Origin of the sequence: Enterobacter sp. MEB024, from assembly GCF_030209635.1 — a bacterium.
GTDB classification, from domain to species: Bacteria; Pseudomonadota; Gammaproteobacteria; order Enterobacterales; family Enterobacteriaceae; genus Enterobacter; species Enterobacter ludwigii.
On sequence record NZ_JARVRQ010000002.1, the window covers coordinates 106,503 to 125,664 of the forward strand.

Below are 19,162 nucleotides of genomic sequence, written 5' to 3' on the forward strand. Positions count from 1 at the left end.
AATGTTAAGTATTAAAGATTTACAGGTTAGCGTGGAAGACAAAGAGATCCTGCGTGGTCTCAATTTTGACGTCAAACCGGGTGAAGTCCACGCCATTATGGGGCCCAATGGCTCCGGGAAAAGTACGCTCTCCGCGACGCTGGCAGGACGCGAAGATTACGAAGTGACCCACGGGGCGGTCGAGTTTAACGGCAAAGATTTGCTGGAGATGTCGGTGGAAGAGCGGGCCGGTGAAGGTATTTTTATGGCCTTCCAGTATCCGGTGGAGATCCCGGGGGTGAGTAACCAGTTCTTTCTACAAACGGCGCTGAACGCGGTACGTAAATATCGCGGACTGGAGGCGCTGGACCGCTTTGATTTCCAGGACCTGATGGAAGAGAAGATTAAGTTGCTGAAAATGCCGGAAGACCTGCTGACCCGCTCGGTCAACGTCGGTTTTTCAGGCGGTGAGAAAAAGCGTAACGACATTCTGCAGATGGCGGTCCTTGAGCCTGAACTGTGTATTCTGGATGAGACCGACTCCGGTCTGGATATTGATGCCCTGAAGATTGTCGCCGACGGGGTGAACTCCCTGCGCGACGGCAAACGCGCGTTCATCATCGTCACTCACTACCAGCGTATTCTGGATTACATCAAGCCGGATTACGTCCATGTGCTTTACCAGGGGCGTATTGTGAAATCCGGTGATTTCACGCTGGTTAAACAACTGGAGGAGCAGGGTTATGGCTGGCTTACCGAACAGCAGTAATGCGCTCCAGCAGTGGCACCGTCTGTTTGAAGCGCAGGGCAATACGCGCTCGGAACAGGCGCAACAGCACCTGCAGCAGATGCTGCGTCTAGGTTTGCCGTCACGCAAGCAGGAGAACTGGAAATACACGCCGCTTGATGGCCTGCTGAACGGCGAGTTTGTCACCCGCCTGGCAGACATCAGCCCGGCGCAGCGCGATGCTCTGGCATTGACCGTGGATGCCGTGCGTCTGGTCTTCGTTGATGGTCAGTTCCGCCCTGAGCTGAGTGACAGCACCCAGGACAGCGGGTTTGAGATTGCCATTAACGATGACCGTCAGAGCCTGAGCACCCCGGTACAGCCCGAGGTCTTCCTGCACCTCACCGAGAGCCTGGCGCGGAGCGTGACGCATATTCGCGTTAAGCGTAACCAGCGTCCGGTAAAACCGCTGCTGCTGATGCACATCACCCAGGGAGCAGACGGCGACGAGATCAACACTGCTCACTACCGCCACCATCTTGAGCTGGCGGAAGGGGCGGAGGCCACGGTGATTGAGCATTACGTCAGCCTCAACGAAGCCCGGCACTTTACCGGGGCGCGTTTGACAATGCATGTTGCCGCCAATGCCCAACTTCACCATATCAAACTGGCGTTTGAAAACCCGCAGAGCCACCACTTTGCGCATAATGACATGCTGCTTGGACAAGATGCCGCGGCATACAGCCACAGCTTTTTGCTGGGCGGCGCGGTACTGCGCCACAACACCAGCACGCAGCTTAACGGCGAGAATACAACGCTTCGCATCAACAGCCTGGCGATGCCGGTTAAAACGCAAGTTTGCGATACACGCACCTGGCTTGAGCACAACAAAGGCTACTGTAACAGTCGCCAGCTGCACAAAACCATTGTCAGCGACAAAGGGCGGGCGGTGTTTAACGGCCTGATTAACGTGGCGCAGCACGCGATTAAAACCGACGGGCAGATGACCAACAACAACCTGCTGTTGGGACGCCTGGCGGAAGTGGACACCAAACCACAGCTTGAAATCTATGCTGATGACGTGAAGTGCAGCCATGGCGCGACGGTCGGGCGAATTGATGACGAACAGATGTTCTATTTACGCTCCCGCGGTATCGACCAGCAGGCGGCGCAGCAAATGATTATCTATGCGTTTGCCGCTGAACTGACGGAAGCGCTGCACGATGGCCTGTTAAAACAGCAGGTGCTGGCCCGTATCGGGCAGCGTCTGCCTGGAGGCGAAGCATGAGTTTTCCCGTAGAGAAAGTACGGGCAGATTTTCCGGTTCTGACCCGTGAAGTGAACGGTCTGCCCCTGGCGTATCTGGACAGTGCGGCCAGCGCGCAGAAACCGAATCAGGTGATCGAAGCGGAAGCGGAATTCTACCGCCACGGTTATGCTGCCGTGCACCGGGGGATCCACACCCTGAGTGCGGAGGCGACCCAGCGTATGGAAAATGTGCGTACCCAAATCGCCGCTTTCCTCAATGCACGCTCGCCAGAGGAACTGGTGTTTGTGCGTGGTACCACCGAGGGGATCAACCTTGTTGCCAACAGCTGGGGCAACGCGCAGGTCCACGCGGGGGATAACATCATCATCACCCAGATGGAGCACCATGCCAATATCGTGCCGTGGCAGATGCTCTGTGAGCGTGTCGGTGCGCAACTGAGGGTGATCCCATTGAACGTTGATGGCACCCTGCAGCTTGAGCAACTTGACGCGTTGCTGGATGCGCGTACGCGGCTGGTGGCCGTGACCCAGGTTTCTAACGTGCTGGGAACCGAGAACCCGGTGGCAGCGATTATTGAGAAAGCCCACCAGGCCGGCGCGAAGGTGCTGATTGATGGTGCGCAGGCGGTCATGCACCACGCGGTCGACGTCCAGGCGCTGGACTGCGATTTCTACGTCTTCTCCGGGCACAAGCTCTATGGGCCGACCGGGATTGGCGTGCTGTACGTGAAAGAAGATATTCTGCAGGCGATGCCACCGTGGGAAGGGGGCGGCTCTATGATCGCGACCGTCAGTCTCTCTGAAGGGACCACCTATGCACGCGCGCCGTGGCGCTTTGAAGCTGGCACGCCAAATACCGGCGGGATTATCGGGCTGGGGGCAGCCATCTCCTATGTTACGTCTGTTGGCCTTGACGCGATTCAGGAGTACGAACACCTGCTGATGCACTACGCGCTGCAGGAGCTTGCCAGCGTACCGGCGCTAACCCTGTATGGCCCGGCGGACCGCCAGGGGGTGATTGCGTTCAATCTGGGTAAACACCATGCATACGATGTGGGCAGTTTCCTCGATAATTACGGCGTGGCCGTGCGTACCGGACACCACTGTGCTATGCCGTTGATGGCGTTTTACCAGGTGCCGGCAATGTGCCGCGCATCGCTGGTGATGTACAACACAATGGAAGAGGTCGACAGGCTGGTGGCGGGGCTTAAACGCATTCACCAGTTGCTGGGCTAACGGAGAGGCGAAAGATGGCAGATTTGCCGGATAAAGAAAAATTACTGCGTAACTTCGGGCGTTGCGCAAACTGGGAAGAGAAGTACCTCTATATCATTGAACTGGGTCAGCGTTTACCGCCGCTCAGCGAAGAGGCACACAACCCGGAAAATATTATTCAGGGCTGTCAGAGCCAGGTCTGGATTGTGATGGAGCAGACGCGCGACGGCGTGATCGAATTACAGGGCGACAGCGATGCCGCTATTGTGAAAGGGCTTATTGCGGTGGTATTTATTCTCTATCACCAGATGTCAGCGCAGGATATTGTCGCTTTTGATGTCCGCCCGTGGTTTGAAAAAATGGCCCTGACCCAACACCTCACCCCGTCCCGTTCCCAGGGGCTGGAAGCGATGATTCGCGCCATCCGCGCCAAAGCTGCAATCCTTAGCTAGACTTACAGAACAGCATTCATTCTGTTTCGCGAGGTGGTTCCCGCCTCGCTGGTTTTTCAGCTTTCTGGCATCCGGCCAGTGAATAAGGAATCTCAGCATGAAGCGCGCGTCTCTAATAACTCTATTACTCCTGGGTTCGCTCGGTGCTCTTAATTCGGCCCGCGCGATGGATTACCCGTTGCCGCCCGCAGGCAGCCGTCTGATTGGGCAAAATCAAACCTACACGATACAGGAAGGGGATAATAAACTTCAGACCATCGCTCGCCGGTTTAATACTGCAGCACAGCTTATCCTTGAAGCCAATAATACTATTGCGCCGGTAAACCCTGCGCCGGGGACGGTGATCACGATCCCTTCGCAGATGCTGTTGCCCGACACGCCCCGTGAGGGGATTGTCGTGAACCTGGCGGAGCTGCGGCTTTACTACTTCCCGCCGGGCGAAAACATCGTTCAGGTTTTCCCGCTCGGCATTGGGCAACTGGGACTTGAAACGCCGGTCACCACCACCCGGGTCAGCCAGAAGATCCCTAATCCTACCTGGACCCCAACACCGGGCATCAGAGCGCGCTCTCTGGAGCAGGGTATTAAATTGCCGCCCGTGGTCCCGGCCGGGCCAAATAACCCGCTAGGACGCTTTGCATTGCGTTTAGGCGTGGGGCACGGGGAATACCTGATACACGGCACCAGTGCGCCGGACAGCGTCGGCCTGCGGGTCAGCTCCGGCTGTATGCGCATGAACGCGCCGGATATCAAAGCGCTGTTTGAGCAGGTGCGGGTCGGCACGCGGGTGCAAATCATTAATGAGCCGGTGAAGTTCTCCGTTGAGCCTGACGGTAAACGCTATATTGAAGTGCATCGTCCGCTGGCGCAGGTTGAGGGTGAAAACCCCCAGATGACACCCATTTCGCATTCCGCAGACTTTGCGACGTTTGTCTCGCAGTCAGGAAGTGATAAAGCGCTTATCGATAAAGCCTTGTCACGCCGCGCGGGGATCCCGGTAGCCGTGTCGGCCGATAACGGCGCGTCAGCGCGTCAGAACGTGTTGTCAGTACAGAACAGTCGGACATCCGCTGTGGTCGCGGAAGATGACGGTGAGAAGGTGACGCAGTAGGGGTTTGACGCAGACAAAAAAAATGGCGCACAATGTGCGCCATTTTATTAACAGGTACTATTACTTACGGTATTTAGTAGCCTGGTTGTCCAGACGCTGGTTAGCGCGAGCTGCGTCGTCTTTAGCAGCCTGAACGTCGGAACGCATTGCGTTCACGTCGTTGCTCAGCTGGTCAACTTTAGCGTTCAGAGTCTGAACGTCAGAAGACAGCTGATCGATTTTAGCGTTGCTGGAGCAACCAGCCAGCAGAGTAGAACCCAGGATTACCGCGCCCAGTACCAGTTTAGTACGATTCATTATTAATACCCTCTAGATTGAGTTAATCTCCATGTAGCGTTACAAGTATTACACAAAGTTTTTTAGGTTGAGAATATTTTTTTGATGGGAATACGCCTATTTTTGATCGTTCGCTCAAAGAAGCATCGAATCGGCCCTTTTTTGGCAAAAAGCTCTGTAAAAAAAGGCATTTTTCATCGGATTCATCTTAGATAATTCGCAATTAAATAGAGAAACCCGATTTGCTTTTTGAATGACTTTGGCTAATGCATGAAATAAAAAAAGCGTCCCGGAGGACGCTTTTTATGAAAATTAATTCGTTCGGGAATTATTACAGCACGTGAACAGATGCTGTGTTGGTGGTTCCGCTTGGTACCAGCGCACCAGAAACCATGACCACAACGTCGCCTTTCTGTGCCAGGCCGCTTTCCAGCGCCAGCGCTTTACCCTGAATGTAGAAATCGTCGGTAGACGCGATTTCTTTCACCAGATGCGCAACCACGCCTTTGCTCAGCACCAGCTGACGGGCAGTGGTTTCGTTGGTGGTCAGCGCCAGGATCGTCGCGTCCGGGAAGTATTTACGGACTGCGCGAGCAGATTTACCGCCCTGGGTGGCAACCACAATCAGAGGCGCTTCCAGTTTCTCAGCGGTTTCTACCGCACCGCGGCAGACTGCTTCGGTAATACGCAGTTTACGGCTGTCGTTGTTGAAGTCCAGACGGCTGGTCATCACGCGGTCAGTACGTTCGCAAATGGTCGCCATGATGCCAACGGCTTCCAGCGGGTATTTACCTTTCGCGGATTCGCCGGACAGCATGACTGCATCGGTACCGTCGAGGATGGCGTTAGCCACGTCACCAGCTTCTGCGCGGGTTGGGCGTGGGTTTTTGATCATGGAGTCCAGCATCTGCGTTGCGGTGATAACCACTTTACGCGCGCGAACACACTTCTCGATCATCATCTTCTGCGCGAAGATAACTTCTTCAACCGGGATTTCAACACCCAGGTCACCACGTGCAACCATGATGCCGTCTGACGCTTCGAGGATTTCGTCGAAGTTGTTCAGGCCTTCCTGGTTTTCGATTTTGGAGATGATCTGGATCTTCTCGCCGCCGTGCGCTTTCAGGTGCTCACGGATTTCAACCACGTCGGAACGTTTACGGATGAAGGATGCCGCAACGAAGTCGACGCCTTGCTCGCAACCGAAGATCAGGTCTTGTTTGTCTTTTTCAGCCAGGGCTGGCAGCGCGATGGAAACGCCTGGCAGGTTAACGCCTTTGTTTTCACCCAGGTCGCCGTTGTTCAGCACTTTACAGATAACCTTGTTACCTTCGATGGCGGTCACTTCCATGCCGATCAGGCCATCGTCTACCAGCACGGTGTTGCCAACGGACAGGTCGCTGGTGAAACCTTCATAGGTGACCGCAACGATTTCGTTGTTACCGACAACAGTCTTGTCAGTGGTGAAGGTGAAGGTCTGGCCCGCTTTCAGAGAGACGTCGTTACCGCCTTCCAGTTTGATGGTGCGGATTTCTGGACCTTTGGTATCCAGCAGGATGGCTGCTTTTTTACCGGTCTTGCTCATCACGTTGCGCAAGTTCTGGATACGCTGACCGTGTTCAGCATAGTCACCGTGGGAGAAGTTCAGACGCATAACGTTCATGCCGGCGTCCAGCATTTTGCTCAGCATCTCTTCAGATTCGGTTTTCGGGCCGATAGTACAAACAATTTTCGTCTTTTTCATGACAGTCTTAGTCTTTAAGTTGGGAAGGATATGGAAATCTCGCTCCGGGGGCGCACCGCCGCGGAGTCAAACCTGTGTTGCAAAAGAGTATATGACACGCACTAAGGATAGGAGACATCAAATGAGCGTGCAGAAGAAAGTGTGCCTGAGTGACAGCCCAACGAAGGAGAGGAGTAGTTGTACGTTGTTTTTTGTATTCCAAGCGCTGAAACCATTCACCAGGGATTAGGCGCGCATTATACGCTGATTTTAAGATAAAAGGAAAATGAAAACAGCGTTTCAAAAATAATCTGTGCAGATCCACATGAGATTGTTATCAAGGCGTTAAGGTTAGATGACATCTTATCGCGGCAGGTGCGTGACCTGCCGCGTTTTGCTTAGTTTTTCAGCGCCTGGCTGAGGTCGGCAATCAGATCTTTGGCATCTTCAATGCCCACGGACAGGCGAATCAGCTGCGGTACTATGCCGTTGGCCAGCCGCTGTTCAAGCGGAATCGAAGCGTGAGTCATGCTGTAAGGCTGGCTGACCAGACTTTCCACGCCACCCAGGCTTTCGGCGAGGGTGAATAATTTCAGTGAGCGGATCACCTCTGTGGCCCGTTGCGCATCGCCTTTCACCACCAGAGAAATCATGCCGCCCGGCAGCGCCATCTGCGTGCGGGCAAGCGAATATTGCGGGTGTGATTCCAGCCCCGGATAAAATACCTTTTCGACCTGCGGCTGTTGCTCCAGCCATTGCGCAATGGCCAGCGCGTTGGTGCTGTGCTTTTCTACCCGCAGCGACAGCGTACGAATACCGCGCAGCGTCAGGAAGCTGCTAAACGGATCCAGTACACCGCCGACCGCGTTCTGCAGGTAGGCAAGCTTGTCCGCCAGCGCGGCGTTATTTCCCACAACCGCCAGTCCGGCGACCACGTCCGAGTGACCATTCAGGTATTTGGTGGCAGAGTGCACGACGATGTCGAAACCCGTTTCCAGCGGGCGATGGATGACGGGCGACGCGAAGGTATTATCGGCCACGCTGATGACGTGATGACGACGGGCGATGTCGGCGATAGCCGCCAGATCCGCCAGTTTAAGCAACGGATTGGTTGGCGTTTCAACCCATACCATTCGCGTATCCGGCCGGATGGCGGCTTCAAGACCGGCCAAATCGTCCGGCTTGACCCAGCTCACCTGCAGGCCGGTGCTACGTTTACGCACATTTTCAATCAGGCGCCAGGTCCCGCCGTAGACATCGTCAATGGCGACGATATGGCTGTCTTTATCCAGCAGTTCAAGCACGGTAGAGATGGCGGCGAGGCCGGAAGCGAAGGCATAGCCGCGGGTCCCGCCTTCCAGTTCGGCGATGGCGGTTTCCAGCGCATGGCGGGTCGGATTGCCGCTGCGCGAATATTCATAGCCGGTGTGCTCGCCGGGTGACGGTTGCGCAAACGTGGAGGTGGCGTAAATCGGGGGCATGACCGCGCCATGCCGATCGTTAAACTCACCGCTGTGTACGCTCAGGGTTGCCAGATTTTTCATCATGTATTCCTTTATTGCTGAAGACGGTTGCGCCAGGCGGTAAGAACATCGCTGCGCGTAATCAGGCCCAGGAAGCGGTCATTGTCATTAATGACCGCCACCAGACCGCGATCGAAAATGGCGTTCAGGGCGCTTTCCGGGGCGTTTTTATCGAGGAACTCCACCTGACGGGTCATTGCCGCGGTCACGGGAAGCGAGAAGCGGTCGCCATCGCCACCGATATGGCGCAGAAGATCCCACTCGTCGATGATGCCCACGACCTGGCCGTTCTCCAGGACCGGCAGCTGGGAGATGTCATACAAACGCATCCGCGCCAGTACGGTGGAGAGGGTGTCATCCGGCGCGGCGGTGACGGTTGCGCCTTCATCGTGGCGCAGGGCGATGTAGTCGGAGAGATCGCCAGCCTGCGGCCGGGAGATCAAACCCTGCTGGCGCATCCAGTCATCGTTGAACATCTTTGAGAGATATTTGTTGCCACTGTCACAGGCGAAGGTCACAACCCGTTTCGGGGTGGTCTGTGCCTGGCAATATTTCAGCGCAGCCGCCAGCAGGGTGCCGCTGGAGGAGCCTGCCAGGATGCCTTCCGTTTTCAGCAGCTCGCGGGCGGTGGTGAAAGCCTCGCGATCGGTGATGCGCCAGGCACGATTCACCCCTTCGATGTGTGCCAGCGGAGGAATAAAGTCTTCACCAATCCCCTCAACCAGCCACGAGCCAGCATCCTGATAGCGTCCCGTTTCTACCTGATCGGCCAGGACCGAACCGGCCGGGTCGGCCAGCACAAATTCAGTCTGCGGTGAGTGCTCAGCGAACCACGCCTGTAGCCCACCCAGCGTCCCGCCAGACCCCACGCCGACGACGATGGCGTCAATCTTACCGTCAAGCTGTTCATACAGTTCAGGCGCGGTGGTGGTGCGGTGCGCCAGCGGGTTGGCTTCGTTATTAAACTGATCGATGTAATACGCCCCCGGCAGTTCATTCGCCAGACGTTGCGCGTAATCCTGATAGTAGGCAGGGTGGCCCTTATTGACATCGGAGCGGGTCAGTACCACCTGAGCCCCCAGTGCCCGCAGGTGGAAAATCTTCTCGCGGCTCATTTTGTCTGGCACCACCAGGATCAGCGAATAGCCTTTCTGCGCGGCGATCAAGGCCAGGCCAAGACCGGTATTTCCCGCCGTCGCCTCAATGATGGTACCGCCTGGCTGGAGCTGGCCGTTGCGCTCCGCTTCGTTAATCATCGACAGTGCAACGCGGTCTTTAATCGAACCGCCCGGGTTCTGGTTTTCCAGCTTCAGAAACAACGAGCAGAGACCGGTATCAAGCTTATGCAGCTGGATAAGCGGGGTGTGGCCAATCAGTTCGGTGACGGAGTGGTAAATCGTCATGGTGTTTTCCTTTCAGGAGGTCATGACAGGATGATAGGGCGGGGGAATTAACCCCTTAAAGAATCCTTCACTCCGTTTTAGAACAGAAAAGAATATAAATGTCGTTTTTGGATGGAGGGATAGCAAGACGTAAAGTGCTCTGGATGTGAGGATGGCTATATCAGTCAAAAATGCTGCAAAATTAACCGTTTTCATCAGGTGATGAACCGCTGATATGCACATGGCAGATAATCATTTCTGAAATTGGTCTAAATGCTTGCCGGTACGAAAATCGCTATTTATTCCTGCAAGTTATAACAAATTCCTTTTTGTTCATTTAAAAGGTGATAACGCCTGTTTACTATCATTTGGACATCCATACTGCTAAACCGCCATGTGCGGGACGGATTACACATAAGAATGATTGTACTCAGCAATATTTCGAAGGTTTTTGACAACGGGAAGGTTGCACTCACAGCCGTTGATAACGTCAATTTGACGATAGAGCAGGGGCAGATATACGGCATTATCGGTTACAGCGGCGCGGGTAAAAGTACTCTTATTCGTTTGCTGAATGGACTGGAAAAACCCACTCGCGGAAGTGTGACCATCAACGGACAGGACATTTCTGCCGCAAAGGGCGAAGCACTGCGCCAGGCACGTCTGAAGATCAGCATGGTCTTCCAGCACTTCAATCTGCTTTGGTCGCGCACGGTGAGTGAGAATATTGCGTTCTCAATGCAAATCGCCGGTGTGCCAAAAGCCAACATTAAGGCCCGCGTGGCCGAACTGGTCGATCTCGTTGGGCTGAAGGGACGCGAGAACGCCTATCCCTCGCAGCTGAGTGGCGGGCAAAAACAGCGTGTGGGGATTGCGCGTGCATTGGCCAATAACCCCGACGTATTGCTTTGCGATGAAGCCACGTCAGCCCTCGATCCGCAGACCACCGATCAAATCCTCGATCTGCTCCTGGACATTAACCGCCGCTTCAGGCTGACCATCGTGCTGATCACGCACGAGATGCACGTGGTGCGCAAAATTTGCGACCGCGTGGCGGTGATGGAGAACGGCAAAGTGGTGGAGGAGGGGGAGGTGCTGAGCGTCTTTACCCGTCCGCAGCAGCCTATCACTCAGCAGTTTGTCCGCCAGGTGAGCCAGTATGCCGAGGAAGAGACGTTTAATACGGAGCTGGCAGCGGACCTTGAAGGTAGCGTCATCAGGTTGACCTTTACGGGCCACAGCACCCATAAGCCGATCGTGGGCGAGCTGACTCTGCGCTACGGCCTGCCGTTTAACATTCTGCACGGAAAAATGACCCAAACGGCCCACGGCGTATTTGGGCAACTCTGGGTACACGTCGTGGCATCGGATGAACAACTGAGCAATATCCTCGCCGACCTGAAGCACAGCGATATTGAAGGCGAGGTAATTAAACATGGCTGAGACGCTTTTTCCTCATCTGAAGTGGGAGCAACTCTGGGCGGCGACGCTGGAAACGCTGTACATGACTGCGCTTTCCGGCGTGGCAACCTTTGTTCTTGGGATCGTCCTTGGCCTGGCGCTGTTTTTAACCGCGCGCGGCGGGTTGTTCCACAACCGCGCGGTCTACAGCGTGATTTCAATTGTGGTGAACGTGTTTCGTTCTATCCCGTTCATCATTCTGATTGTGCTGTTGATCCCGTTCACGAAAACCCTTGTCGGCACCATTCTTGGCGCCAACGCGGCGCTGCCGGCTCTGATTGTCGGTGCGGCACCGTTCTACGCTCGCCTGGTCGAAATTGCCCTGCGTGAAGTGGACAAGGGGGTTATTGAGGCCACGCGCTCAATGGGCGCACGACTGAGCACCCTGGTGTTTCGGGTTTTACTGCCGGAGTCATCACCTGCACTGGTATCAGGTATTACGGTAACGCTGATTGCGCTGGTGAGTTACAGCGCCATGGCGGGGGTGATTGGCGCAGGCGGTTTGGGAAATCTGGCTTATCTGGAAGGATTCCAGCGCAACCATGGCGACGTCACGCTGGTGGCGACGGTGACCATTCTGATCATCGTTTTCATTATCCAGTTCTGCGGCGACGTCCTGACCTCACTGTTAGATAAACGATAATCTCTAATAACACACAGGAACCATCATCATGAAAAAAACACTGACACTGATCGCCGCAGCAACCCTGAGCGCCCTGAGCTTTGCCACCTGGGCTGATACCCTGACCGTGGGGGCATCCAACACGCCGCACGCCGAAATTCTGGAGCAGGCGAAGCCTATCCTGGCGAAGCAGGGTATCGATCTGGAGATCAAACCTTTCCAGGACTACATTCTGCCCAACACCGCGCTGGCGGGTCATGATATTGACGCTAACTATTTCCAGCATATTCCTTACCTGAACAGCGTGCTGAAAGATCACGCCGGTGATAAGGATTATGATTTTGTCAGCGCGGGCGCGATCCACATCGAGCCAATCGGGATCTATTCCAAAAAATACAAATCCCTGAAAGATCTGCCGCAGGGCGGCAAAATCATCATGCGTGATGCTGTATCTGAAGAGGGCCGTATTCTCTCTATCTTCGAAAAAGAGGGGGTGATCAAACTGAAGCCGGGCATCGACAAAGTGACCGCGCGTATCAGCGATATCGTGGAAAACCCGAAAAAACTGCAGTTTACGCCTAACGTGGAAGCCTCTCTGCTGCCACAGATGTACAACAACGACGAAGGTGACGCGGTCGTGATTAACGCCAACTACGCGATTGATGCGGGCCTTGATCCTGTACATGACCCGATTGCGGTAGAGAGTGGTGAAAATAACCCGTATGCCAACATCATTACCGTTCATCGTGGTGACGAGAAGAAGAAAGATATCGTCGCGCTGGTGAACGTTCTGCACTCCAAAGCGATCCAGGACTGGATCCGCACCAAATACAAAGGCGCAGTGATCCCGGTAAACAACTAATTTATTGATTTTACGAATGAAGCCCGGCGGGACTCTCGCCGGGCTTCTTTTTTGTATCCGGGCGATGAATCATTTAAGCTGAGAGTTTAGGGCAATGGAGTGATGACGATGGGTAATGTGACCAAAGACGAAGCGCTGTATCAGGAGATGTGTCGGGTGGTCGGGAAGGTCGTTCTGGAGATGCGTGATTTGGGGCAGGAGCCGAAGCATATTGTCATTGCGGGGGTGCTGCGTACGGCGCTGGCGAACCAGCGCGTAAAACGTAGCGAGTTAACCACCCAGGCGATGGAAACCGTGGTTAAAGCACTGGCCGGTTGAAGCGCCAGCGTTTCGCAAGCTGCTCAAGGGAGCAGCAGAGCAGGTAGTAGACCACACCCGTAAAGATAAAAATGGCTGCCGGGTAAATTTGCACCCGGTTGTTCACTTGGCCGGCCACCGTGGTGAGCTCAGGGACATTCACAATAAACGCCAGCGACGTATCCTTCAGCAGGCTGATAAAAATCCCCACCAGTGACGGCAGAATATTGCGCAGCGCCTGCGGCAGCAGCACGCGCGACAGCGTTTGCCGGGTACTGAAACCCTGAGACAGGGCGGCCTCGTACTGCCCTGACGGTAAGGCGCTGAGTCCGGCCAGTACTGAATGCATAACCGAAGCCGCGGTAAACCAGGCCAGGGCCAGCGTGACGGTGAGCGCCCCCGGGAGATCGCCGCCGGTGATGAGCGGCAGCAGATACCACATCCAGAAAATCACAAAGATTAACGGGATCCCGCGAATTAACTCCGCCCATACAAAGAGCGCCTTGCGCACAAGCCCCGTAAAACGCCAGGCCAGGCACGCGAGAGCAATTCCACCGGGCAGGGCGAGAGCCGCCGCGCCCAGCGCCATCAGCAACGAGAGCAAGACCCCGCCAGGCTCACCAACTGCCGCACGTCCCCAGAGCAGGTAATCCAGGTTATCGGTAATGACATTAAGTCCGGCAAGCATGGTTTCCCCTCCCTGAGATTGGGCCGAGGCGCACCAGCACCGTCCCCATCAGCATGCCGGTAAGCAGGTACAGGACGGTGCCGACGGTAAACGCCTCCAGCGCATGGGCGTTGTAGCTTTCAATCTGTCTCACCTGATAGGTCAGTTCGGCAAAGCCAATGCCGCTGGCGAGCGATGAGAGTTTCATCAGATTGAGATACTGCCCGACAACGGGTTGCCAGGCGTTGGCCAGCCCCTGCGGCAGAAGGATGTAACGAAACAAGCGCCACGCGGAAAATCCTTGTGCGAGCGCCGCTTCCCGTTGCCCGGCAGGGACTGAACGTAGTCCCGATGCCACTTCCTCAATCAAGAAAGCCGAGGTGAATACGCCTAACCCCCATGCAGAGCATAAAAACTCGGGGGTAAACCACCAGACGTCACCGGGCAAAACGGACCAGCGGTGATCCGCATTCACGGCATCCCGGAACGCCTGTGGTAACCCGTTCCAGGCGGCAAAATACCAGAACAGCAGTTGCACCAGCAGCGGCGTATTGCGAAACAGCGACACCCAGCTACTGACGACCGCGTTCCCGACACGTCCACCCGTCAGGCGCAGAAGCAGAAAAAGCAGCGCGAGCAGGGTTGCCAGCAGCATCCCCGCGAGCGTCACCCACAGGGTGGTGAGAAATCCGGATGCGATCCACTGCAGGGGCTGTCCGGTCAGCACGCCCTGCCAGTCAAGTGTGGGCATTAGAGATGCTCCTGATGCAGCGGGTTCAGGACTTTTTGCAGGAATCGCTGAGCGCGTGGGTGCGACGGTTGCCTGAAAAATTGCTCCGGTGGCGCGGTTTCAAGAACGTGCCCGGCGTCGATAAACACAATCCGGTCGGCAATTTCCCGGGCAAATTGCATCTCATGCGTCACCACAATCATGGTGATCCCGCTGTGCGCAAGCGCCTTCATCACGAACAGCACTTCGCCAATCATCTCCGGGTCAAGCGCGGAGGTTGGCTCATCGAACAGAATGATTTGTGGTGAAGAGGCCAGCGCGCGGGCAATCGCCACGCGCTGTTGCTGACCGCCGGAAAGCTCGGCAGGGAAATGGTGTGCTTTTTCCAGCATCCCCACTTTTTCCAGCAGTGCCAGCGCCCGCGCCTGAGCTGGCTGGGCCTTCCAGCCGTGAACATGCTCCAGCGCCAGAGTGATGTTTTGACTGGCGGTGAGGTGGGCGTAAAGATTGAACTGCTGAAACACAAACCCGACGCGGCTGCGCAACTGACGCAGCGCGGTACCGGAGAGCCGTCCGGTGGATTTGTTATCGATCAGGATCTCGCCACCGCTCAGGGTTTCAAGCTGATTGATAAGCCGGATCAGGGTGGATTTACCGGAACCCGAAGGCCCGAGAATGGCCACCACTTCACCTGGCGTGATGGTGAGGTTAATGCCCTTTAAGACCTGATGGTTACCGTAATGTTTCTGCACATCGCGAAACTCGACGCTGGCGTGTTCCAGATGTGAAAAATCCGCGGCACCGGCCGCGGAGTGTGAAAAAAGCGCTGAGAGCATATTACTGAGCTTCTATTTTAAAGGCACGAGGCTGTGGGGATGGGGTATCCGGACCGAACCAGACGTCATAGATTTTTGCCGCCTGACCGTTCTTCTCAAGGTTAACAAGCTCGTCGTTGACGGCTTTCAGCAGTGCGGTTTCGCCTTTTTTTACCCCCACGCCAATCTCTTCTTTGCTGAGCAGATCGGGCAGGATTTTGAAGTTCGCCTTGTCCGGCGCCTGCGCCAGCAGACCGGCCAGAATCGTACTGTCCTGAGTGATAGCCTGCACGTTACCGTTGCGCAGGGCCGTCAGCGCCAGCGGAATATCGTCATAAGAGAGCACGCGGGCGTGCGGGAAACGCTGGTGCAGCGCCTGTTCACCCGTTGTGCCTTTTACCGCGCCAATGCGCGCCCGGCTATAGGCATCAAGCGTATCGGCAGCTTTTACCGGTACCAGGAACTGCTGGCCGGTCACGAAATAGGGAAGGGAGAAATCAACCACCTGCGCCCGTTCCGGGGTAATGGTGATATCTGCCACAATCAAATCTGCCTTACCGGACTGCAGGAGGGGAATGCGGTTAGCCGGGTTGGTGGCGACCAGTTCAAGCTTCACGCCAAGTGCACTGGCAAGCGCTCTGGCGAAATCGACGTCGTAGCCGATAATCTCATGGGTCTTTGCATCGATGGAGCCAAACGGCGGATTGGCATCAAAGGTGGCAACTTTGACCACGCCTGCGGCTTTAATATCCGCCAGTTGATCGGCCTGCACCTGCATTGAGAACAGACCGCCTGCCGCCAGTAAGCCCAGCACCAGTGTCCTTTTTTTAAACCCTTTCGCGTTTGCTGCCATAGTGATTGTTCATCCCGTTGTTTTTGTTTTACCCCGTTACGCTCCCATAAGCGAAAGCTCTCGCCAAATAAGAAATCGTTCTTTGCTATAAGCAAAAAAGCATTAGTGAACAAGGTGTTAATGGCGAGTAAAAGAATGGAGGGCTATTTGCAAATCCTGCACATCGACAGTGGATTTTGGTATTTCCCCTGTGCGGGTGTTGGGTGTTTAACTTAGGGCAAGTGAAGCGAAAGGGGGAAAGACGATGAAAAAGTGGATAAACACGTTACGGCGGTTTTTTGCGACCCGACCAGCGAATGCGGAGAACAGCGCGCAACGTGTTCTTGAGTCCGTACTGCCTGTCGCCAGCCTGTATGGCGTGGACGTTGCCAACATTGATCCGGAGTGGTTCCATGATAAAACGTCACGCTGAACTGCGCCGCACGCGCGAAATGTACTGGAATGAGCTGTGCGAAATTTTGTTCTGACAACGGTTAACTGCTAATGTCGGCAGGATGAATCTCCTGACCCGTTAACGGAATGAATAACACTCTTTTCAGGCGCACGGTTATTGTCTGGCTGCTGGTGTGCCTCATCAGCGGCGTTTTGCTCTATGCCGAACAGATCCGCCGCCAGTTCTGGGAACGCGATCGTGAGTTTTCGACACGCTATTCCACCCTTAGCGCCGTGCTGACGCAAAATGAATCTGTTTTGCCGTTACTCAACGGCGAGGAAGACCTCGCGGCTCTGCGCAAAAAATTCCCGCACATCCTCGCCCTTGAGAAAACCTCAGGCCGTGCGCTGAACGCTGCCCGTGTGGAATCGACCCGCGATTGTCAGTACTGGCTGTATAATCCCTGGCGTCAGATCCGCGTACTTATCGATCTTGCGCCGCTGCTCAGCACCCAACATACCTTTGATGCACTTGCCATTCGCTTCAATGACGCAGATAACGCGCCCCCTGCCGGGGCTTTCTGGCACTGGCAGCGGACCTTCACGCAACCCACACAACCCTTTACCCTTATGGCCACGGCAAAGCCGCACTGGCTGGCCGTCTCCTGGTGGGTATATCCGTTCCTGTTCTTCGGCTGGGCGGTGCTTATCGCCGCGGCCAGCCTGCTGCTCTGGCAACGGCGGCAGCGCCAGCACGCCGAACAGCGCGCACACTATTACCAGCATGCAAGGCTCAACACCCTGGGAGAGATCACCGCTGGGATCGTGCATGAGATTAACCAGCCGCTGACTGCCGTTCAGACCTGGATTCAGGGTGCTCAGCGCCAACAACTGCAGGCGAATCCGCAGGCCGTATCGCAGGCGCTGGCTGCCGCGCTGGTACAAACCCAGCGTATCAGCGCGCTCTTAACCCGCTTTCGCGAACATGTGGTTCAGGAAAAAGTCACCTTGCGCGACATCGACCTGAAACCGTGCTGGCAGCAGGTGGTCGATCTCCTGGAACATGAACGCCGCTCTGAGCATATCACGGTGAGCCATGCGTTCGCGGCAGGTGCCACGCGGGTTCTGGCAGACCGACTCTGGCTTGAACAGGTGCTGCATAATCTGCTCAGTAATGCCATTCAGGCCCAGCAAGAGTGCGCGCAAGGGTGGGTGAAAATAACCAGCGAGAAACGGGAAAACTGGATTTATATCACCCTCACCGATGGCGGACCTGGCTTTAGCCCGGAGGCCTTGCAGAACGCCTTTATGCCGTTTTACAGCGGACGGACGGAAGGAATAGGGCTGGGAATGACGTTAACGGAGTCGTTGATGACGCGCATGAATGGATCAATCACGCTGGGCAATGCGCCCCAGGGCGGGGCGCAGGTCCGGTTACAACTGGCGAGTGGAGAGGTAAATACGCGTGGATAACACAGTCTGGCTGATTGATGACGATGAATCCATCCGTGAGTCGCTGGCCTTCTTACTCTCGGGAATGGGCTGGCAGGTCAATGGGTTTGAAAGCGTGGACGCGTTTACGTCAGCGCACGGTGGGCGCGCGGCGCTCGTCGGCTGTCTGCTGCTGGATATGCGCATGCCGGGAAAAGGCGGGCTGACCTGGCTGGAGGAGGGCAAATGGCCCTGGCCGCTGTTGCCGGTTATCGTCATGACCGGACACGGCACCGTTGATGCCTGCCGCCGCGCCTTTCGCAATGGCGTCTTTGAATTTTTCACCAAGCCGCTGGATGCCGATAAGCTCATTGAAACGGTAGGGCTCGCCTTCGAAGAGAGCCAGAGACGACTGACCCGCTGGCAGGAAACGTCGCGGATTAAAGCGCGTTTCGAACAACTGACGGCGCGTGAGCACGAGGTGCTGGCGGTGCTGATGGAAGGACGCAGCAATAAAGAGGTGGCCCTGCAGTTGAACCTCTCGCCCAGAACGGTTGAAGCGCACCGGGCCGCGGCGTTCGCCAAGCTTGGCGTGACCAGCCTGGTGCAGGCAATCCGCGATTACGACAAATTACAATCCGTATAACTACCAGGATAATTGCGTAATCAACCGAATTATGCTTCATCGCGCGTCTGAGTACGATCGAACGGTATTCAATCATTCGAGGACGTGCGATGAAAAAAGTAATGATGGCAGCCGCGCTTGTCGCCGGTAGCGTAAGCCTGACGGCACAGGCCGACGCATTGAACCAGAAAAATCTCTCCCTGGCGCAGGCCAACGCGCTGGCGACCTCCGCCATTCAGGCCTGCGTAGCGAAAAACTACCAGGTGACGGTAACCGTGGTGGACCGCGCCGGTGTGGTCAAAGCGGTGCAGCGTACCGACAATGCCGGGCCACACACGGTAAAAGCCAGCGAAATGAAAGCCTATACCGCGCTGAGTGCAAAAAATGCGTCAGGCAAGGTTATGGAAGCCGCGCAGAGCAATGCCGGCGCACAAAACATGCGTGATATTCCGGGCTTCCTGCTGCTGGCCGGTGGTCTGCCGGTGAAAGAGGGGGATGAGGTGATCGGCGCAATAGGGATCGGCGGTGCGCCGGGTGGTCATCTGGATGAAGCGTGCGCGCAGGCGGCGATTGACGGGCTGAAGAAATAATATAAAAAAGCACCGGGTTTTCCGGTGCTTTATCATCAGATCTTGCAGGCATCACCGCAGTCGTCATCGGCGATAATCGACTGCGCTTTTTTATCAGCGTCGTCGAGACGTTCCGCGTTACGCTCTTCAGCTTCATCCAGCCCGTTAAAGACCAAGTTTTCGAGATCAATTTCCATATGG

General features: G+C 55.6%; 23 protein-coding genes. 13 read left to right on the plus strand and 10 right to left on the minus strand.

The annotated features are described in order from the left end of the window. Position 1 precedes the first annotated feature (1 nt). The 5 genes from sufC (at position 2) to ldtE (ending at position 4,753) form a co-directional block, all read left to right on the plus strand. Positions 2-748 carry a Fe-S cluster assembly ATPase SufC gene (gene sufC / locus QRN24_RS02725; RefSeq protein ID WP_014169738.1) on the plus strand — a complete coding sequence of 249 codons (747 nt, stop codon included), beginning with the start codon at positions 2-4 and terminating at the stop codon, positions 746-748. Further along, complete coding sequence (gene sufD, locus QRN24_RS02730; protein ID WP_040017285.1) at positions 723-1,994, plus strand: Fe-S cluster assembly protein SufD; 1,272 nt, start codon at positions 723-725, stop codon at positions 1,992-1,994. The genes sufC and sufD overlap by 26 nt, the downstream gene beginning before the upstream one ends. Further along, complete coding sequence (gene sufS, locus QRN24_RS02735) at positions 1,991-3,211, plus strand: cysteine desulfurase SufS (RefSeq protein WP_284942306.1); 1,221 nt, start codon at positions 1,991-1,993, stop codon at positions 3,209-3,211. Before sufD ends, sufS begins: the two co-directional genes overlap by 4 nt. A gap of 14 nt (positions 3,212-3,225) precedes the next feature. Then, positions 3,226-3,642, plus strand: coding sequence for a cysteine desulfuration protein SufE (gene sufE / locus QRN24_RS02740; protein ID WP_025204370.1), 417 nt, complete (start codon positions 3,226-3,228; stop codon positions 3,640-3,642). 97 nt (positions 3,643-3,739) lie between these two features. Beyond that, positions 3,740-4,753: a L,D-transpeptidase LdtE gene (gene ldtE / locus QRN24_RS02745; RefSeq protein WP_149376630.1), complete on the plus strand. Its 1,014-nt coding sequence runs from the start codon at positions 3,740-3,742 to the stop codon at positions 4,751-4,753. A 60-nt stretch (positions 4,754-4,813) separates the two neighbouring features. Here ldtE and lpp read toward each other — a convergent pair whose 3' ends face one another. The 5 genes from lpp to QRN24_RS02765 form a co-directional block, all read right to left on the minus strand. Then, positions 4,814-5,050 carry a murein lipoprotein Lpp gene (lpp, locus tag QRN24_RS02750; protein ID WP_001082307.1) on the minus strand — a complete coding sequence of 79 codons (237 nt, stop codon included), beginning with the start codon at positions 5,048-5,050 and terminating at the stop codon, positions 4,814-4,816. 310 nt (positions 5,051-5,360) lie between these two features. Beyond that, positions 5,361-6,773: a pyruvate kinase PykF gene (gene pykF / locus QRN24_RS02755; RefSeq protein WP_014169744.1), complete on the minus strand. Its 1,413-nt coding sequence runs from the start codon at positions 6,771-6,773 to the stop codon at positions 5,361-5,363. A gap of 7 nt (positions 6,774-6,780) precedes the next feature. After that, positions 6,781-7,077, minus strand: coding sequence for a protein YnhH (ynhH, locus tag QRN24_RS22765; RefSeq protein ID WP_419145756.1), 297 nt, complete (start codon positions 7,075-7,077; stop codon positions 6,781-6,783). A 73-nt stretch (positions 7,078-7,150) separates the two neighbouring features. Further along, the gene (locus tag QRN24_RS02760) at positions 7,151-8,296 is read right to left on the minus strand and encodes a trans-sulfuration enzyme family protein (protein ID WP_041162559.1); all 1,146 of its coding nucleotides are present in this window, start codon (positions 8,294-8,296) and stop codon (positions 7,151-7,153) included. A gap of 11 nt (positions 8,297-8,307) precedes the next feature. Next, positions 8,308-9,678: a pyridoxal-phosphate dependent enzyme gene (locus QRN24_RS02765; protein WP_014169746.1), complete on the minus strand. Its 1,371-nt coding sequence runs from the start codon at positions 9,676-9,678 to the stop codon at positions 8,308-8,310. 399 nt (positions 9,679-10,077) lie between these two features. Between QRN24_RS02765 and QRN24_RS02770 the strand changes: the two genes are divergently transcribed. The 4 genes from QRN24_RS02770 to fumD all read left to right on the plus strand — a co-directional run bounded on the left by QRN24_RS02770 (position 10,078) and on the right by fumD (position 12,920). Next, on the plus strand, positions 10,078-11,100 hold the full coding sequence (locus tag QRN24_RS02770; protein WP_020884357.1) for a methionine ABC transporter ATP-binding protein: 1,023 nt from the start codon (positions 10,078-10,080) through the stop codon (positions 11,098-11,100). Beyond that, entirely contained in the window at positions 11,093-11,761 is a 669-nt protein-coding gene (locus tag QRN24_RS02775; protein ID WP_025204366.1) for a methionine ABC transporter permease, read from the plus strand. The genes QRN24_RS02770 and QRN24_RS02775 overlap by 8 nt, the downstream gene beginning before the upstream one ends. A gap of 28 nt (positions 11,762-11,789) precedes the next feature. Next, positions 11,790-12,602 carry a MetQ/NlpA family ABC transporter substrate-binding protein gene (locus tag QRN24_RS02780; protein ID WP_014169750.1) on the plus strand — a complete coding sequence of 271 codons (813 nt, stop codon included), beginning with the start codon at positions 11,790-11,792 and terminating at the stop codon, positions 12,600-12,602. 108 nt (positions 12,603-12,710) lie between these two features. Then, positions 12,711-12,920: a fumarate hydratase FumD gene (gene fumD / locus QRN24_RS02785; RefSeq protein WP_014831602.1), complete on the plus strand. Its 210-nt coding sequence runs from the start codon at positions 12,711-12,713 to the stop codon at positions 12,918-12,920. Here fumD and QRN24_RS02790 read toward each other — a convergent pair. The 4 genes from QRN24_RS02790 to QRN24_RS02805 are packed head-to-tail and all read right to left on the minus strand — an operon-like array spanning position 12,901 to position 15,964. Beyond that, positions 12,901-13,587, minus strand: coding sequence for an amino acid ABC transporter permease (locus tag QRN24_RS02790; protein WP_047357333.1), 687 nt, complete (start codon positions 13,585-13,587; stop codon positions 12,901-12,903). The genes fumD and QRN24_RS02790 overlap by 20 nt on opposite strands. Next, the gene (locus QRN24_RS02795) at positions 13,571-14,317 is read right to left on the minus strand and encodes an amino acid ABC transporter permease (protein WP_284942307.1); all 747 of its coding nucleotides are present in this window, start codon (positions 14,315-14,317) and stop codon (positions 13,571-13,573) included. The genes QRN24_RS02790 and QRN24_RS02795 overlap by 17 nt, the downstream gene beginning before the upstream one ends. Further along, on the minus strand, positions 14,317-15,132 hold the full coding sequence (locus tag QRN24_RS02800) for an amino acid ABC transporter ATP-binding protein (protein WP_284942308.1): 816 nt from the start codon (positions 15,130-15,132) through the stop codon (positions 14,317-14,319). The genes QRN24_RS02795 and QRN24_RS02800 overlap by 1 nt, the downstream gene beginning before the upstream one ends. 1 nt (position 15,133) lies before the next feature. After that, positions 15,134-15,964: an ABC transporter substrate-binding protein gene (locus tag QRN24_RS02805; RefSeq protein ID WP_284942309.1), complete on the minus strand. Its 831-nt coding sequence runs from the start codon at positions 15,962-15,964 to the stop codon at positions 15,134-15,136. Between the two features lie 244 nt (positions 15,965-16,208). On the opposite strand from QRN24_RS02805, the gene QRN24_RS02810 reads away from it, so the two are divergent. The 4 genes from QRN24_RS02810 (at position 16,209) to QRN24_RS02825 (ending at position 18,982) form a co-directional block, all read left to right on the plus strand. After that, positions 16,209-16,376, plus strand: coding sequence for a hypothetical protein (locus QRN24_RS02810; RefSeq protein WP_014169756.1), 168 nt, complete (start codon positions 16,209-16,211; stop codon positions 16,374-16,376). Positions 16,377-16,483: 107 nt separating this feature from the next. Then, positions 16,484-17,809 carry a sensor histidine kinase gene (locus QRN24_RS02815; protein ID WP_284942310.1) on the plus strand — a complete coding sequence of 442 codons (1,326 nt, stop codon included), beginning with the start codon at positions 16,484-16,486 and terminating at the stop codon, positions 17,807-17,809. Next, the gene (locus tag QRN24_RS02820; RefSeq protein WP_014169758.1) at positions 17,802-18,413 is read left to right on the plus strand and encodes a response regulator transcription factor; all 612 of its coding nucleotides are present in this window, start codon (positions 17,802-17,804) and stop codon (positions 18,411-18,413) included. The genes QRN24_RS02815 and QRN24_RS02820 overlap by 8 nt, the downstream gene beginning before the upstream one ends. A gap of 89 nt (positions 18,414-18,502) precedes the next feature. After that, complete coding sequence (locus tag QRN24_RS02825) at positions 18,503-18,982, plus strand: GlcG/HbpS family heme-binding protein (protein WP_020884350.1); 480 nt, start codon at positions 18,503-18,505, stop codon at positions 18,980-18,982. A 35-nt stretch (positions 18,983-19,017) separates the two neighbouring features. Here QRN24_RS02825 and QRN24_RS02830 read toward each other — a convergent pair whose 3' ends face one another. Further along, positions 19,018-19,158, minus strand: a complete 141-nt coding sequence (locus QRN24_RS02830; protein WP_020884349.1) for a hypothetical protein — start codon at positions 19,156-19,158, stop codon at positions 19,018-19,020. Positions 19,159-19,162: the final 4 nt, after the last annotated feature.

Bases quoted from the DNA above. Each gene is read 5' to 3' on its own strand.
- sufC (WP_014169738.1), top strand. From the start codon at position 2: ATGTTAAGTATTAAAGATTTACAGGTTAGCGTGGAAGACAAAGAGATC.
- sufD (WP_040017285.1), top strand. From the start codon at position 723: ATGGCTGGCTTACCGAACAGCAGTAATGCGCTCCAGCAGTGGCACCGT.
- sufS (WP_284942306.1), top strand. From the start codon at position 1,991: ATGAGTTTTCCCGTAGAGAAAGTACGGGCAGATTTTCCGGTTCTGACC.
- sufE (WP_025204370.1), top strand. From the start codon at position 3,226: ATGGCAGATTTGCCGGATAAAGAAAAATTACTGCGTAACTTCGGGCGT.
- ldtE (WP_149376630.1), top strand. From the start codon at position 3,740: ATGAAGCGCGCGTCTCTAATAACTCTATTACTCCTGGGTTCGCTCGGT.
- lpp (WP_001082307.1), bottom strand. From the start codon at position 5,050: ATGAATCGTACTAAACTGGTACTGGGCGCGGTAATCCTGGGTTCTACT.
- pykF (WP_014169744.1), bottom strand. From the start codon at position 6,773: ATGAAAAAGACGAAAATTGTTTGTACTATCGGCCCGAAAACCGAATCT.
- QRN24_RS02760 (WP_041162559.1), bottom strand. From the start codon at position 8,296: ATGAAAAATCTGGCAACCCTGAGCGTACACAGCGGTGAGTTTAACGAT.
- QRN24_RS02765 (WP_014169746.1), bottom strand. From the start codon at position 9,678: ATGACGATTTACCACTCCGTCACCGAACTGATTGGCCACACCCCGCTT.
- QRN24_RS02770 (WP_020884357.1), top strand. From the start codon at position 10,078: ATGATTGTACTCAGCAATATTTCGAAGGTTTTTGACAACGGGAAGGTT.
- QRN24_RS02775 (WP_025204366.1), top strand. From the start codon at position 11,093: ATGGCTGAGACGCTTTTTCCTCATCTGAAGTGGGAGCAACTCTGGGCG.
- QRN24_RS02780 (WP_014169750.1), top strand. From the start codon at position 11,790: ATGAAAAAAACACTGACACTGATCGCCGCAGCAACCCTGAGCGCCCTG.
- fumD (WP_014831602.1), top strand. From the start codon at position 12,711: ATGGGTAATGTGACCAAAGACGAAGCGCTGTATCAGGAGATGTGTCGG.
- QRN24_RS02790 (WP_047357333.1), bottom strand. From the start codon at position 13,587: ATGCTTGCCGGACTTAATGTCATTACCGATAACCTGGATTACCTGCTC.
- QRN24_RS02795 (WP_284942307.1), bottom strand. From the start codon at position 14,317: ATGCCCACACTTGACTGGCAGGGCGTGCTGACCGGACAGCCCCTGCAG.
- QRN24_RS02800 (WP_284942308.1), bottom strand. From the start codon at position 15,132: ATGCTCTCAGCGCTTTTTTCACACTCCGCGGCCGGTGCCGCGGATTTT.
- QRN24_RS02805 (WP_284942309.1), bottom strand. From the start codon at position 15,964: ATGGCAGCAAACGCGAAAGGGTTTAAAAAAAGGACACTGGTGCTGGGC.
- QRN24_RS02810 (WP_014169756.1), top strand. From the start codon at position 16,209: ATGAAAAAGTGGATAAACACGTTACGGCGGTTTTTTGCGACCCGACCA.
- QRN24_RS02815 (WP_284942310.1), top strand. From the start codon at position 16,484: ATGAATAACACTCTTTTCAGGCGCACGGTTATTGTCTGGCTGCTGGTG.
- QRN24_RS02825 (WP_020884350.1), top strand. From the start codon at position 18,503: ATGAAAAAAGTAATGATGGCAGCCGCGCTTGTCGCCGGTAGCGTAAGC.
- QRN24_RS02830 (WP_020884349.1), bottom strand. From the start codon at position 19,158: ATGGAAATTGATCTCGAAAACTTGGTCTTTAACGGGCTGGATGAAGCT.